Origin of the sequence: Limnobacter sp. SAORIC-580, assembly GCF_013004065.1 — a bacterium.
Lineage (GTDB): Bacteria > Pseudomonadota > Gammaproteobacteria > Burkholderiales > Burkholderiaceae_B > Limnobacter > Limnobacter profundi.
In genome coordinates this window covers 2,039,420-2,053,051 of sequence record NZ_CP053084.1, presented here as the reverse complement: position 1 = coordinate 2,053,051, position 13,632 = coordinate 2,039,420, and the positions used below count along the sequence as shown (strand labels likewise).

15 protein-coding genes are annotated in these 13,632 nt (G+C 51.8%); 8 read left to right on the top strand and 7 right to left on the bottom strand.

The genetic code is table 11. The features are described 5' to 3' along the window. The first annotated feature begins 52 nt into the window (after positions 1-52). From HKT17_RS09510 to HKT17_RS09500, 3 genes are read left to right on the top strand one after another with little or no spacing between them, the layout of a single operon-like run. Positions 53-739 carry a LutC/YkgG family protein gene (locus HKT17_RS09510; RefSeq protein WP_171099618.1) on the top strand — a complete coding sequence of 229 codons (687 nt, stop codon included), beginning with the start codon at positions 53-55 and terminating at the stop codon, positions 737-739. Positions 740-741: 2 nt separating this feature from the next. Continuing rightward, positions 742-1,869 carry a TRAP transporter substrate-binding protein gene (locus HKT17_RS09505; RefSeq protein WP_105029401.1) on the top strand — a complete coding sequence of 376 codons (1,128 nt, stop codon included), beginning with the start codon at positions 742-744 and terminating at the stop codon, positions 1,867-1,869. Positions 1,870-1,919: 50 nt separating this feature from the next. Then, positions 1,920-2,195, top strand: a complete 276-nt coding sequence (locus tag HKT17_RS09500) for a polyhydroxyalkanoic acid system family protein (RefSeq protein ID WP_105029400.1) — start codon at positions 1,920-1,922, stop codon at positions 2,193-2,195. A 19-nt stretch (positions 2,196-2,214) separates the two neighbouring features. Here the strand turns inward: HKT17_RS09500 and HKT17_RS09495 are convergent, their stop codons facing one another. Then, positions 2,215-3,177, bottom strand: coding sequence for a Rossmann-fold NAD(P)-binding domain-containing protein (locus tag HKT17_RS09495; RefSeq protein WP_171099616.1), 963 nt, complete (start codon positions 3,175-3,177; stop codon positions 2,215-2,217). Here HKT17_RS09495 and HKT17_RS09490 point away from each other — a divergent pair. Continuing rightward, positions 3,169-4,188 carry a CDP-6-deoxy-delta-3,4-glucoseen reductase gene (locus tag HKT17_RS09490; RefSeq protein WP_171099614.1) on the top strand — a complete coding sequence of 340 codons (1,020 nt, stop codon included), beginning with the start codon at positions 3,169-3,171 and terminating at the stop codon, positions 4,186-4,188. The two genes, HKT17_RS09495 and HKT17_RS09490, sit on opposite strands and share 9 nt — an antisense overlap. A 15-nt stretch (positions 4,189-4,203) precedes the next feature. Here HKT17_RS09490 and HKT17_RS09485 read toward each other — a convergent pair whose 3' ends face one another. From HKT17_RS09485 to HKT17_RS09470, 4 genes are read right to left on the bottom strand one after another with little or no spacing between them, the layout of a single operon-like run. After that, positions 4,204-4,932, bottom strand: a complete 729-nt coding sequence (locus HKT17_RS09485) for an ABC transporter ATP-binding protein (protein WP_171101460.1) — start codon at positions 4,930-4,932, stop codon at positions 4,204-4,206. A gap of 4 nt (positions 4,933-4,936) precedes the next feature. After that, complete coding sequence (locus HKT17_RS09480; protein WP_171099613.1) at positions 4,937-5,722, bottom strand: ABC transporter ATP-binding protein; 786 nt, start codon at positions 5,720-5,722, stop codon at positions 4,937-4,939. After that, positions 5,719-6,792: an ABC transporter permease subunit gene (locus HKT17_RS09475; protein WP_105029396.1), complete on the bottom strand. Its 1,074-nt coding sequence runs from the start codon at positions 6,790-6,792 to the stop codon at positions 5,719-5,721. The genes HKT17_RS09480 and HKT17_RS09475 overlap by 4 nt, the downstream gene beginning before the upstream one ends. After that, entirely contained in the window at positions 6,789-7,676 is an 888-nt protein-coding gene (locus tag HKT17_RS09470; RefSeq protein WP_371815440.1) for a branched-chain amino acid ABC transporter permease, read from the bottom strand. The genes HKT17_RS09475 and HKT17_RS09470 overlap by 4 nt, the downstream gene beginning before the upstream one ends. A 246-nt stretch (positions 7,677-7,922) precedes the next feature. Here HKT17_RS09470 and HKT17_RS09465 point away from each other — a divergent pair, with 246 nt between their 5' ends. Both HKT17_RS09465 and HKT17_RS09460 read left to right on the top strand, forming a co-directional pair. Next, on the top strand, positions 7,923-9,077 hold the full coding sequence (locus HKT17_RS09465; protein WP_369907272.1) for a branched-chain amino acid ABC transporter substrate-binding protein: 1,155 nt from the start codon (positions 7,923-7,925) through the stop codon (positions 9,075-9,077). A gap of 155 nt (positions 9,078-9,232) precedes the next feature. Next, positions 9,233-10,216, top strand: coding sequence for a tripartite tricarboxylate transporter substrate binding protein BugE (locus tag HKT17_RS09460; RefSeq protein WP_240605723.1), 984 nt, complete (start codon positions 9,233-9,235; stop codon positions 10,214-10,216). A gap of 67 nt (positions 10,217-10,283) precedes the next feature. On the opposite strand, the gene HKT17_RS09455 is transcribed toward HKT17_RS09460, so the two are convergent. After that, on the bottom strand, positions 10,284-10,592 hold the full coding sequence (locus HKT17_RS09455) for a c-type cytochrome (protein WP_105029393.1): 309 nt from the start codon (positions 10,590-10,592) through the stop codon (positions 10,284-10,286). A gap of 92 nt (positions 10,593-10,684) precedes the next feature. On the opposite strand from HKT17_RS09455, the gene HKT17_RS15745 reads away from it, so the two are divergent. Continuing rightward, entirely contained in the window at positions 10,685-10,936 is a 252-nt protein-coding gene (locus HKT17_RS15745; RefSeq protein WP_105029392.1) for a TIGR04438 family Trp-rich protein, read from the top strand. Between the two features lie 12 nt (positions 10,937-10,948). Here HKT17_RS15745 and ilvD read toward each other — a convergent pair whose 3' ends face one another. Next, on the bottom strand, positions 10,949-12,637 hold the full coding sequence (gene ilvD / locus HKT17_RS09445; protein WP_105029391.1) for a dihydroxy-acid dehydratase: 1,689 nt from the start codon (positions 12,635-12,637) through the stop codon (positions 10,949-10,951). Between the two features lie 144 nt (positions 12,638-12,781). Here ilvD and lgt point away from each other — a divergent pair, with 144 nt between their 5' ends. Then, on the top strand, positions 12,782-13,630 hold the full coding sequence (gene lgt / locus HKT17_RS09440; protein WP_171101458.1) for a prolipoprotein diacylglyceryl transferase: 849 nt from the start codon (positions 12,782-12,784) through the stop codon (positions 13,628-13,630). The last annotated feature ends 2 nt before the right edge of the window (positions 13,631-13,632 follow it).

Here is a 13,632-nt window from a genome sequence, read left to right as displayed (position 1 = left end):
GTGGCGTGGTTTTTCTATAATGATTACTACGAATATCTGCCTAGGGTGCACTTTGAGCCAATCTTTCAACGACGACGACCTGGATACCACCGCGGCTCGTTCAGAAATTCTGAGCCGGATTCGCAGCCTCCAGTCCCGGCCTGTCACCATGCACGAGAACGAGATGACCCTGGCCAAGGGGTATCTGGCCAGGAAAACCCGAGGACCTGCACCAAGCCCGGTTGAGAACGTGGTGGCTTTGTTTGAGGAGAAATCCCGGGCGATGCTTTGCACTGTTCAACGGGTGAAGTCGACTGCGGAGGTGGCCCAAGCCTGTGCGGCCTTTCTTGCCGAGAATGAATTGAACGGCACTGTGGCTATTTGGCCGTCGTTGAATCAGTTGGACTGGTCCGTGTTGCCGCATGAGGCGCGTTTGGGTGCCCCGACAGGCGATGATCTGATCGGTATCAGCGCTGTGGCGTGCGCGGTGGCGGAAACCGGAACCCTGGTTTTTGCCAGCAAAACCGACGAACCTGCCAGCACGCACTTGCTGCCTGAAACTCACATTGCGATTGTTCGGGAAGAGCAAGTGGTACACACCATGGAAGACGCATTTGAAATGCTACGAAAAGAAGGGCGGATTATGCCGAGAGCATTGAATTTTGTATCTGGCCCGTCACGCACTGCCGACATCGAACAAACCATTGTGTTGGGTGCACATGGCCCTTACAGGGTGCATTTGATTCTGGTCGGCAAATAAGCATGCGCGACGATTCCCGGCGGCGCTTTGTACAAAAAGCTTTGGCTGCAGGAGCGGCTGGTGCGATAGCCACTCCTGCGGCTTCCCAGTCTGCATCGCTCGTTAAAACCGCAAAACCTGTCGTCTTCAAGTTTCAAAGTACTTGGCCCACCAAAGACATTTTCAATGAGTTTGCCCAGGATTTCGCAAAGAAGGTGAACGACATGTCGGGCGGCGAGTTGCGCATTGATGTGTACCCCACCAACAGCATTGTGAAAGCTTTCGGTATTCAGAATGCTGTGCACAAAGGGCAGCTTGACGGTGGTCATGGAGTTCCAACTTATTGGCATGATCGCCACGCTGCCTTTTCCCTGTTCGGCAGCGGCCCCAGTTTTGGCATGAGCTCGAACCAGATTCTGGCGTGGTTTCAGTACGGCGGTGGTCAACAGCTCTATGACGAACTGGTTCAAAAAGAAATGAACTTGAATATTCAAGGCTTCATGTACGGGCCATTGACACCCCAGCCTTTGGGCTGGTTCAAGAATCGGATCGAGAGCATCAAAGACCTCGACAAGATGCGTTTTCGGGCCGTGGGTTTGGCCGCTGAAGTGTTCAAGGAACTTGGCTTAACCACCACAGCCTTGCAGCCCGCCGATATTGTGCCTTGGCTGGACAAAGGCCTGATTGATGCGGCGGAGTTTAACAACCCCAGTTCCGATCGTGCCTTGGGTTTTCCCAGTGTGTCGTCGGTATGCATGATTCGCAGCTTTCACCAAAGCAGCGAAGTATTTGAAGTTATTTTCAACAAGCAGCGTTTTGACAGCTTGCCTTTTGCCCTGCGCTCGATTATTCGATATGCCTTGCAGGCTTCTTCTGCAGATTTAAGCTGGAAGGCCTCTGACCGGTTTTCAACCGATTATGAGGAAATGCGCCGCAAGCAGGGTGTTCGTTATTACGTCACCCCGGACGATATTTTGAAGGCACAGCTGACTGCGTGGCGCAAAATTATTGCGCGCGAATCAGCCAACAGTCGGATTTTCAAGCGCATTATTGATTCCCAAATGCGTTTTGCCAAGCGTGTGGTGGGTTTTGAAAATGACCTGACACCTTCTTCTAAAATGGCTTTCGATTTTTGGTTCTCTACCGTGTAAACCGTGGCTGGGTTAATATGCAGGCATAACACCTTTAAGAGTGAGCCAACATGTCTGATATTCATGCCCGCAAAGCACACAATTTGACCCTGGAAGAAGCCAAGCAAACTGCGCAAAAACTGGCAGACCAACTTCAAAAAGAATTCCAGCTGGATAGTCAATGGCAAGGCAATACCCTCAATTTCACGCGTTCAGGTGTGAAGGGCAAGCTGGACGTGACTGACAAAGACGTCACTGTCGATATTTCCCTGGGCTTCATGCTGAAAGCATTCAAGGGAAAGATTCAAGCGGAAATCGACAAAAACATCGACAAAATGTTTGCCTGAACGAGCGGTCCGTATTGGATCAATCTTTATCGGCTAAAAAATCAGCAACGCTGGGATAGCGAAGACGAAATCCCAGTTTTTTCTGGTTCAAAGATTCAATACGCCGCGATTCCGACATGAAACTCCACATCATGGGACTCACCATTTGTTTCACCTCTTCCCGAGAAAAGCGGGGAGGGCGAGGAAGCTGGTAAGCATCGGCCACCAGGTCAAAGTAGTCTCCCATTTTGCTGGGTTTTGCGTCGCAGGCGTTCAGCACCTCAAAGGCACCGCCTTTGTAATTGACCCATCGGCTTAAACGGCCCAAATCGAGTTCATGAATGTGGTTTGACCACGCATCTTCATCAGGCAGCAAGGCGGGTGTGCGGTTTTTGATGCGGTCAATTGGCAGTCGGTTATCGCCGTATATGCCGGGCGCACGCAGCAGGTGCACATGCACACCATGTTTTAAACCCAAACGCAGGTGGGTTTCTGCATGAGCACGGCGTATGGCCCTTTCTGATTGGGCATTCAGTGGTGTGTATTCATTAATCCATTGCCCTTGCGCATTGCCATAAACGCCGGTGGTGGACACATAGCTGATTCGCGGTGCAGGTTTACCGTGAGCCCTGGCCCTTGTGGCTGCCCACAGCACCAGTTTTTTCAGTGTGTTGTCAGTGTTTACGGATGAGTCGGGCGGCGCCATCCAGATGATTCGGTGACCCATTGAAATTAGGCGCAACAGGTCGCTCTTCGAATTCAAATCAATGGCCAGTGGCCGAGCGTTGTGTACCAAGATGGCAGCGCGCTTTGCTGCGGTATCCGCCCCAGGGCGATAAGTCGCTGTAAAATGTTGATCTGGAAAGGTTTGTAACAAGACCAAGCCCACTTGCCCGCAGCCCGCAACGCTTATATTGCTTTGCCGAAAGCGCCGGGGCAAACTGCGTTTGAAAAATAGCCCGCCGGGTTTGTCGATGTCACGGAAAGTAGTTTGATGATTCACAACGTAGAAATTCTTCCCAGTCAAAAACAGTTTGAATGCGAGGCCGACGATACTTTGTTGTCAGCGGCACTGCGCGCAAATGTCATTTTGCCATATGGCTGCAAAGACGGCGCATGTGGATCGTGTAAGGCCGATTTGATCGAAGGTCGGGTGGATTATGGCACCTACCAGTCGCGCGCCCTGAGTGAGGAGGAACGCGTGCGGGGGAAGGTGCTCACTTGTTGCGCAAAACCGCTGGGCCCAGTGAAATTGAAGGTGAGGGAACTGTCCGGTTTGGGTGACATTCCCATCAAGAAAATGCCTTGCCGGTTGCAAAGCATCGAGAAACCTGCGACCGATGTGGCTGTTCTCAAGTTGCAGTTGCCGGCCAATGAGGTGTTGCAATTCAATGCTGGGCAGTACATAGAATTCATGCTTCGCGATGGTTCGCGCCGCAGTTACTCTCTGGCCAATGCGCCTTATCAGGAAGGCGGGATCGAGCTGCACATTCGGCATATGCCCGGTGGCTTGTTCACTGACCATGTATTCAGCACCATGAAAGAACGGGAAATTTTGCGTTTTGAAGGTCCCTTCGGTACATTTTTCTTGCGCGACGATTCCACAAAACCCGTGGTATTGCTCGCCAGTGGCACTGGGTTCGCCCCAATTAAATCGTTACTGGAACAAGCCTTTTTCAAGAACAACAGCCGTGAGTTTGTGTTGTATTGGGGTGCACGAACCAAGGCCGATTTGTATATGCTGGATTTGCCCATCTTCTGGGCCAGCGAGCACTCAAATTTCAAATTTGTGCCGGTGCTATCTGATGCGACAGACGAATGTCACTGGACGGGTCGAACAGGTTTTGTGCACCAGGCGGTTATGCAGGACTTTCCGGATTTGAGCGCACACCAAGTGTATGCCTGTGGTGCGCCCATTGTGATTGAGTCAGCGCAGCGTGATTTCGCCGCTCAGTGTGGCTTGCCCGAGGACGAGTTTTTTGCAGACTCTTTCACCTCAATGGCAGATGCCTGATAGGCGAAGTACGCTTTATGGCGACACCTGCCCCAAATAAGTTTCGCGAATTCTCGGGTCGTTGATCAGTTCACAGGCCCTGCCTTCGTAATCAATCAAACCAGAGTCCATTACATAGGCACGGTTGGCCAGTTGCAGGGCAATGTGCGCATTTTGCTCCACCAGCAAGATAGTCATGCCATCTCGGTGCACCTGTTGTATTACTTCAAAAATTTTTTCGACCATCATTGGGGCCAATCCCATACTGGGTTCGTCCAGCAGCAGCAAATCGGGTTTGCCCATCAGGGCGCGTGCCATGGCCAACATCTGTTGTTCTCCACCGCTCAATGTCCCGGCGGATTGCTTCAGCCTTTCTTTGATGCGCGGAAATAGCATCAGCATTTTTTCGAGATCAGCGTGAATCTCGGATTGTGGGCAACCAGCTTGCAAGCGCGCATTTGCACCCAATTCAAGATTTTCAAGCACGGTCATGCGGCTGAAAATTCCGCGCCCCTCGGGTACCAAAGCCAGGCCGTTTGGTAGCCTTTCATGCGCAGGCAGGGCAGTCAGGTCGATTGCACCTTTGAAGGTTGCTGCATGCGCTTCAAAAGGCAACAAGCCTGCAATGGCTTTCATGGTTGAAGTTTTACCCGCACCATTGCAGCCAATCAAGCACACCAGTTCACCCGCATGCACCTGAAAACTCAAACCCTTCACAGCCTGAATTCCGCCGTAGGCGACAGTCAGCCCTTGAATGTTCAGCATCTTGTTACTCACGGGATTCAGCATGGTGCAGCCCCCCGAGATAAGCTTCAATGACGGCGGGGGATTGCTGAACTTGTGTGGGGGTGCCTTGGGCGATTACTTTGCCATAGTCCAGCACGGTAACCTCGTCACAAATACCCATCACCAGTTTGACATCGTGTTCAATCAGCAGTATTGATTTGCCATCATGTCGAATTTGAAGCAGCAACTCGCGCAGCTTTAATTTTTCGGTGGCATTCATGCCGGCAGCGGGTTCGTCCAGGGCAAGCAGGGCGGGTTCGCTGGCCAGGGCGCGTGCTATTTCAAGGCGTCGCTGATCGCCATAGGAAAGCTGCCCGGCCAGGTGATTGCTGTAGGCGCCAATGCCCACGTAATGTAACCAATGCATGGCTTGCTTCTGAACCTTTATTTCCTCGCGGCGTTGTGCTGGGGTACGAAGTATGGCGCCCAATACACCCTGACTGGTTTTGGCGTGCATGCCCACTGCCACATTTTCAAGCGCTGTCATACTTTTGAACAAACGAATATTTTGAAAGGTGCGGGCCAAACCCATTTGCGCAACATGGTGGGGCGAAGCAGGTTTGTAGGGCTTGCCCTTGAATGCGAGTTGCCCGGCATCGGGTGTGTACAAACCGGTGATCAAATTAAAACAGGTGGTTTTGCCTGCGCCATTCGGGCCAATCAGCCCGATCACCTGCCCAGCCTGAATACACAGGCTGACATCATCCACGGCAGCAATACCGCCGAAGCTTTTTCTCAGGTTGGAGGCGCTAAACAAGGGAGCGTTCATTTGCGTTGTGGCCAAAGCCCATTGGGGCGATACAGCATCACCAGCACCATGGTGAGTCCGTAGATGAGGGAGCGAAGTATTTCTGCATCCACCAGCACAGTACCAAATAAAAACTCTTGAACGGGTGTAACCACTTGCCGCAGCATTTCCGGAAAACCTGCCAGTAAAAGTGCGCCCAAAATGACGCCGGGAATGTGACCCATGCCCCCTAGTACCACCATGCAAAGTACGATGATTGATTCCATCAGGCCGAAGGACTCTGGGCTGACAAAGCCCTGAAATGCAGAGAACATGGCACCTGCTACGCCGCCAAAAGAGGCACCCAGGGCAAAGGCCAGCAGTTTCATGTTGCGGGTGTTGATTCCCATGGATTTTGCCGCAATTTCGTCGTCACGTATTGCAGTCCATGCGCGGCCGATTCGGCTGTTTTGCAGGCGCATACACACCAAGATGATAAGCAGGGTAAGCGCCAGAAACAAATAGTAGTAAAGGTGGAGCGCAGGCACCTCGATGCCGAACAAATCGACAGTGCGTGAAAAACGAACCCCCGCAATTTGAACGGGCTCAATCATGTTGATGCCTTGGGGGCCGTTGGTGATATTGACTGGTGCATTCAGATTGTTTAAAAACAGGCGAATGATTTCACCGAAACCCAGGGTAACAATGGCGAGATAGTCGCCCCGTAGCCGAAGGGTGGGTGCACCCAGCAACACGCCGAATAGCGCAGCGGTTAGTGCTCCCAGTGGAATCATTAACCAAATTGAAAGATGCAGGCCATCGGGGAACAGGGCTGCGATGGTTTCAAAATTGTCCGTTAAGTGTGGCGATGCCAACAAACCATAAACATAAGCGCCCACCGCGTAAAAGGCGATGTAACCCAGATCGAGTAAACCGGCGAAACCCACGACAATATTGAGCCCCAGCGCAAGCATGACGTACAGCAAGGCGATGTTCAAAATTCGAACCCAGCTGTTGCCAATCAAGCCTGCAACCCAGGGAAGGGCAGCCAATGCGACAGCAACCAGCAGGAAACCGATAATTTGTTGATGGCGGTTGGCAAGTTTGTTCATGCGCGGTCCGACACCCTTTCACCCAACAGACCAGATGGCCGAAGAGTAAGCACCAAAATCAATACGGCGAAGGCAAAAATATCCTGATAGTGCGAGCCCAAAAAACCACCGGTCAATTGGCCCAGATAACCAGCCCCCAGGCTTTCGACAACGCCTAAAAGCAGGCCGCCCAACATGGCACCGTAAATGTTGCCGATACCGCCAAGTACGGCGGCAGTAAAGGCTTTCAAACCGGGTAAAAAGCCCATGTAAAAATGGGCCACTGAATAGTTGGCGGCCACCATGACCCCGGCCACTCCGGCCAAAGCCGCTCCGATCACAAATGTAGCGGCGATCACTGAATTGGCATTGATACCCATGAGACCTGCCAATTGGGGATTTTCAGAGGTGGCGCGCATGGCTTTTCCCAAGCGGGTTTTGTTCACTGTGTAAGTAAGGCCAAACATGAGTGCAGCCGATACCACCACAATTAGAAGTTGTACCGGTGTGATGGATACAATTCTTTCGTAGTCGTTATCGAGGACTGGGGCAAAGGTGTACAACACAATCGGGTCTGTGGGCAAGGTGGCCGGAAAGATGAGGTAATTGCGCCCCCAAATGATCATGGCCAAGGTTTGCAAAATGATTGAAACGCCGATAGCCGAAATCAAGGGTGCAAGCCGGGGTGCATTTCGCAAGGGGCGATAGGCCAAGCGTTCAATTGAGAAACTGACCAGCATGCACACAGGCACAGCGCACAGCACACCCACCAGGAAAAGAATCCAGCCCGGAGTTTCCGGGAAAACACCCATAAACAAAGTGATGGCGCTAAAGGCCACCATGGCACCGATCATAACCACTTCGCCATGGGCGAAATTGATCAAACCCAACACGCCATACACCATCGTGTACCCGAGCGCCACCAAGGCATAAATACTGCCAAGTACCAAGCCGTTGATCAGTTGTTGAGCAAATATATCCATGTACGCCAATGCGATTGAGATAAGGGTTGTCGGAAAAAGAATAGAGCAAATTGGGTTTGGGTTTCGCGTATTTCTTCAGAAAGAAGTCAGTTAATTGACAGCTGAACCCATTCCCGGTTTAGATGCTACATTGATGGAATTAATCATAAAAACAAGTTAGAGGTGGCCATGAACCTTTCCCGTTTCCGGTATTTAAAACATTCATTGTTGTGCGTACCGGTGTTGATGACTTTGGCAGGCGGTGCTGTCCACGCCAAGGACGTGTTGGTCAAGATAGGGCACATTGCCCCGCTCTCGGGACCACAGGCCCACTACGGCAAAGACAATGAATCGGGCGCCAGGTTGGCGATCGACGATTTGAATAAAATGAAAATTCAGGTGGATGGTGGCACCGCCAAGTTTCAGCTGGTTGCAGAAGACGATGCCGCTGACCCAAAAACTGGTGCGATCGTGGCGCAAAAATTGTGTGACATGAAAGTAAACGGCATTGTAGGGCACTTGAACAGCGGCACCACCATTCCCGCATCCCGTATTTATTATGACTGCGGAATTCCCCAAATTACACCTTCAGCCACCACACCCAAAGTAACAAAGCAAGGGTTTGAGTCGGTGTTCAGAGTGATTGCGCACGATGGCGTGTTGGGCGTTGCCTTGGCCAAGTATGCAGTCGACGAAATGAAAGTGAAGCGGGTGGTGGTCATTGATGACCGCACCGGTTATGGACAGCCATTGGCTGATATTTTTACGAAGCAGCTTGAAGCCAAAGGCGTGAAGGTGCTGGAGCGCCACTACACCAATGACAAGGCCACTGACTTTGCGGCCATCTTGACCTCGGTCAAGCGTGTGAATCCTGACCTGGTGTTTTACGGGGGTATGGACGCACAGGCAGGCCCAATGCTGCGCCAGATGAAGCAATTGGGTATCAAGGCAAAGCTGATTGGCGGTGATGGTATTTGTACAACCGAATTAATGCGTTTGGGCGGAGACAATGTGGGCTCGAATGTGCTTTGCGCCGAGGGCGGTATGGCCTTGAGCAAAATGCCGGGCGGACCCGCATTCGAGAAACGATTCAAAGCCCAGTTCAAGGCGGACATTCAGGTTTATGCGCCTTTTGTATACGATGCAGTCATGACCATGGGCATGGCCATGAAAAATGCAAAGTCAGCAGACCCCAAGAAGTATCTTCCGAAGTTGAAAGAGATTCGGCACGAGGGAGTGATCGGGACTATTGCATTTGATGAAGTCGGTGATGTGCTGAATGCTGCGGTGACATTGAATTCTTATGGCCCTCAAGGAAAGTTTCCGGTCAAGGTTGTGAATTAATCCAGCAGCGTTGGACCGATGGGGGATACATTTTTATTTTGTAAATTTAATCAGTACTAATTTTTAACAGTCACGAACTTCTGTTGATCATCCACCACTTAAGTGTTGAGCCACAACCGCCTCAGGTTGTGGCCAATAACAAGTGGAGATGATGAATGATTTTCTGCGGTATCAAAAAAACACTATTCACTGCAATGCTGCTGACCTGTGCAACAGGCTCAGCCATCGCTGACAATTACCCCAGCAAAACTATCACACTGGTAGTGCCGTTTGCGGCGGGAGGAACTACTGACATTGTTGCCAGAATTGTGGCGGACAAGTTGGGTAAAGAACTGGGACAATCTGTGATCGTCGACAACCGCGGTGGCGGCGGTGGCAGCATTGGTGCTGGCCTGGTGGCCAAGGCAGCACCCGATGGGTACACCTTGGGTGTGTCTACACTGTCAACACATGCGGTAATCTCGGCCTGCAACCCGAAAGTGCCCTACAACCCGGTCAAAGACTTCAAGGCCATTACCAATATGGCGGGTTCTCCAAATGTTTTAACCGTGAATCCAAAGTTTCCCGCGCAAGACTTCAAACAGTTTTTGACGCATGTGAAAAAGAACCCGGGCAAGTTGAGTTTTGCAACATCAGGGCAGTGCAGTATTCAGCAAATGGTGGGTGAGCAGTTCAAGGTTGAAACAGGCACTGATATTTTGCATGTGCCGTATCGCGGTGCCGGCCCTGCACTGAATGACCTGCTGGGCGGGTCTGTGGACATGATGTTCGACAATCTGCCTTCATCCATGTCGCACATCAAGGCAGATCGCTTGCGCGCCTTGGCTGTGGCCTGGCCTAACCGGCTTGAATCACTTCCGAATGTACCCACCTTTAAAGAGTTGGGATTAACGGCAGTGAATGAACCAGTTTGGTATGGGTTGGTTGCACCTGCTGCCACTCCCGATTCCATTGTTCAAAAGTTGAACGCCGCCACAGTGAAAGTTCTCAAGCTACCTGAAGTTCAGGAACGCCTGCGGGCCAGCGGTGCAGAGCCTGTGGGAAACACACCTGCTCAACATGCTGCTGAAATCAGGCAGGAAATGGAACGAATGCACGCTTTGGTGAAAAAGCAGAACATTCAGTTTGACGGGTCTTGATGGTTAATCTGGAATGAAAAAAAGCCAAGGCGCAACACCTTGGCTTTTTGAATTGCTTGCAAACTAATTACAGCGCCAGTACCCAGGCGGCCAATTTCTTGGCTTCGTCTTCGGTCACGTTTTGAGCAGGCATGGGAACAGGACCCCAAACGCCTTTGGTACCGTTCTTGATTTTGCCGGCCAGCATTGCTTCTGCACCTGCTTGACCTTTGTACTTGGCGGCAACGTCTTTAAAAGCCGGACCAACTACTTTTTTCTGAACCTGATGGCAGGCCAAGCAGGCTTTGCTCTTGGCCAATGCTTCGTCGGCGCTGGCTGACAACGGTAGAGCAACCATGGTGGCTGCAATCGCCAAGACACCCATTTGCTTGATCATACTGAACTCCTCACTTTGTTACAGTTATCACATTAATAACGTCTCGGGCGTCATTTTGGCAGACAACGCAGTTGTTTGTCATGTGAAACAGCATGATTTTTATCCTTCTGGGCATCCTTTTGCTCACAATGAAACTAGGCGGTGTTCATCCCGTAAGCAATTGGGAGTGGTTCTCCATTGCTTTGCCCTTCCTCATGGCCATTTGCTGGTTTGAACTTTTTGAACCCTGGCTTGGTCTGGATGTTCGCCGACAGCAGTTTAGAAAGCGCCAGCTAGAGGCACGCATTCGACATTTTCAAAACAAAAAACCCCGACGCCAGCGCCGGGGTTTTCCTTTTAGGTAAGCGTTTGCAAGTTTACAGGTCGAGATCACCATCGGTGACGGCACCTTTGCTGGCGCTGCTGGCCAAGGCTGCGAATTTGGCCAGTACACCCGTGGTGTAACGTGGTTTGGGTTTTACCCAGCTTTCACGGCGCTTCGCCAATTCTTCGTCGCTAACATTGATCTGCAACAATTTCTGGTGCGCATCCATAGTGATGGAATCGCCTTCCTTGATCAGTGCAATTGGGCCACCAACGTAAGCCTCCGGTGCCACGTGGCCTACCACCATACCCCAGGTACCGCCCGAGAAACGACCGTCGGTAATCAGGCCTACTGTTTCGCCGAGACCTTTGCCAATAATTGCCGAGGTTGGGGCAAGCATTTCGGGCATGCCTGGGCCGCCTTTGGGGCCCAGATAGCGAAGAATAATCACATCGCCGTCTTTGATTTTGTCGCCCAAAATTGCGTCCATCGCGCTTTGTTCGTCGTCAAATACCTTGGCTGGGCCGGTAATCACAGGGTTCTTCAAGCCGGTAATCTTGGCCACAGCACCTTCGGGCGCCAGGTTGCCTTTCAAAATCGCCAGGTGACCTTGCTTGTACAGGGCTTTCTCGATGGGCATGATCACGTTTTGATCTGCACGGGGCACCGACGGAATATCTGCCAGTGTTTCAGCAATCGTTTTGCCGGTAATCGTGATGCAATCGCCGTGCAGCAGGCCGGCGTCCAGCAAAATCTTCATGACTTGTGGAATACCACCCGCGTCGTGCAGGTCGGTTGCAACATACTGACCAGAAGGCTTCAAATTGCAAATGACGGGGGTACGCAGGCGCACGCGTTCGAAGTCCTCGTAGCTCCAGGCCACATCCGCTGCCTTGGCGATGGCCAGGAAGTGCAGCACAGCATTGGTCGATCCGCCAGTGGCCATCAGCACAGCCACTGCATTTTCAATCGACTTTTTGGTAATGATGTCGCGGGGCTTCAGGTCGTTGCGCACCGCTTCGATCAGCACGCGAGCTGATTCTTCAGTCGAAGTGACCTTTTCCGCATCGATATTTGACATGGTGCTGGAGTAGGGCAGGCTCATGCCCAATGCCTCGAATGCCGAGCTCATGGTGTTGGCTGTGTACATGCCGCCACAAGAACCAGAACTTGGGCATGCATTCTTCTCGATGCCCTTGAAATCTTCTTCGCTCATGCGGCCAGCAGTGAATTCACCCACCGCTTCGAAGGCAGACACAATTGTCAGGTCTTTGCCTTTGTAACGCCCAGGCTTGATGGTGCCGCCATAAACATAAATGCCGGGCACATTCATGCGGGCCATGCCGATCATGCCACCAGGCATGTTCTTGTCGCAGCCACCGATGACCAGAACCCCATCCATCCACTGGCCTTGCACCGCAGTTTCGATACAGTCAGCAATCACTTCACGGCTGACCAGTGAATACTTCATGCCCTCGGTGCCCATGCTCATGCCATCGGAGATGGTTGGGGTTCCGAAAATTTGCGGGTTGCCGCCAGCTTCTTTCACTGCTTTCACCGCTGCATCGGCCAATGGCTGCAGGCCACTGTTGCAAGGCGTGATCGTGGAATGACCGTTGGCAATACCAATCATGGGGTTGTTGAAGTCTTCGTCTTTGTAACCCATGGCGAAGTACATCGCGCGGTTGGGCGAACGGGCCACGCCCTGGGTGATGTTCTTGGAACGTCGATTGATGCTCATTGCAAAAGCTCGCAGGTGGAATTGGATTCAAAACGAGAATTTACCATTTTATGATGCTCCGCTGGGCGCAGGAAGACGTTCATTCATCAAAGGGTAGTCCCTAGGGCAGTACAATTGAACGGTTTTTCACATTCCGGGTTTTCCATGTTTGTACATCCTGAATTCGATCCCATTGCCATTTCGATCGGCCCTGTGGCCATTCGCTGGTACGGTTTGATGTATTTGTTGGCTTTTGTTGCCTTCATCATGCTCGCCAAGCGCCGCTTGCATTTGTTCCCGGCCATCAAAATGTCCGATGTGGACAATATGCTGACCTGGGCGGTTTTGGGTGTCATTCTGGGTGGTCGATTGGGCTATGTGTTTTTTTACAAGCCTGACTACTACATGGCCAACCCTGGCGAAATTCTCGCAATTTGGGAAGGCGGAATGTCTTTTCATGGTGGGTTTCTCGGCGTGTTGCTGGTGTGTTTTATTTACGGCAGGTACAAAGACTGGAAGTTTTTTGATGTGATGGATTTTGTGGCGCCCGCTGTGCCAATCGGATTGGCCTTGGGTCGTCTTGGCAACTTTATCAATGGTGAGTTGTGGGGGCGCCCGACCGATGGCTGGTGGGGGGTTGTGTTTCCGCAGGCGGGCGATGCAATTGCACGCCACCCATCACAGCTTTACCAAATGAGTTTGGAAGGTATTGCCTTGTTCATTGGGCTTTGGTGGTTTGCCAGCAAGCCACGCCCGCGTGCGGCAGTGTCAGCCTGGTTTTTGATTGGCTATGGTGCCGCCCGTTTTGTGGTGGAGTATGCCCGTGAGCCAGACCGCTTTTTGGGTACGCTTTCTCTGGGATTGTCGATGGGGCAATGGTTGTGTGTGCCCATGATTCTGGGTGGGTTCGCCTTGTTGGCCTGGTCAAGAAACAAGCCCACAGGGCTTGAAACCATGACTGCGTTGGAAGCTGCCCAGGCAAAAGCAGGCAAGGGCAGCAAACGCAGCAAGTGATA

What these genes read in the sequence shown, in the direction of transcription:
- HKT17_RS09505 (WP_105029401.1), top strand. Translation starts at nt 742, where the DNA reads ATGCGCGACGATTCCCGGCGGCGCTTTGTACAAAAAGCTTTGGCTGCA.
- HKT17_RS09500 (WP_105029400.1), top strand. Translation starts at nt 1,920, where the DNA reads ATGTCTGATATTCATGCCCGCAAAGCACACAATTTGACCCTGGAAGAA.
- HKT17_RS09490 (WP_171099614.1), top strand. Translation starts at nt 3,169, where the DNA reads ATGATTCACAACGTAGAAATTCTTCCCAGTCAAAAACAGTTTGAATGC.
- HKT17_RS09485 (WP_171101460.1), bottom strand. Translation starts at nt 4,932, where the DNA reads ATGCTGAACATTCAAGGGCTGACTGTCGCCTACGGCGGAATTCAGGCT.
- HKT17_RS09480 (WP_171099613.1), bottom strand. Translation starts at nt 5,722, where the DNA reads ATGAACGCTCCCTTGTTTAGCGCCTCCAACCTGAGAAAAAGCTTCGGC.
- HKT17_RS09475 (WP_105029396.1), bottom strand. Translation starts at nt 6,792, where the DNA reads ATGAACAAACTTGCCAACCGCCATCAACAAATTATCGGTTTCCTGCTG.
- HKT17_RS09470 (WP_371815440.1), bottom strand. Translation starts at nt 7,676, where the DNA reads ATGGTGTATGGCGTGTTGGGTTTGATCAATTTCGCCCATGGCGAAGTG.
- HKT17_RS09465 (WP_369907272.1), top strand. Translation starts at nt 7,923, where the DNA reads ATGAACCTTTCCCGTTTCCGGTATTTAAAACATTCATTGTTGTGCGTA.
- HKT17_RS09460 (WP_240605723.1), top strand. Translation starts at nt 9,233, where the DNA reads ATGATTTTCTGCGGTATCAAAAAAACACTATTCACTGCAATGCTGCTG.
- HKT17_RS09455 (WP_105029393.1), bottom strand. Translation starts at nt 10,592, where the DNA reads ATGATCAAGCAAATGGGTGTCTTGGCGATTGCAGCCACCATGGTTGCT.
- HKT17_RS15745 (WP_105029392.1), top strand. Translation starts at nt 10,685, where the DNA reads ATGATTTTTATCCTTCTGGGCATCCTTTTGCTCACAATGAAACTAGGC.
- ilvD (WP_105029391.1), bottom strand. Translation starts at nt 12,637, where the DNA reads ATGAGCATCAATCGACGTTCCAAGAACATCACCCAGGGCGTGGCCCGT.
- lgt (WP_171101458.1), top strand. Translation starts at nt 12,782, where the DNA reads ATGTTTGTACATCCTGAATTCGATCCCATTGCCATTTCGATCGGCCCT.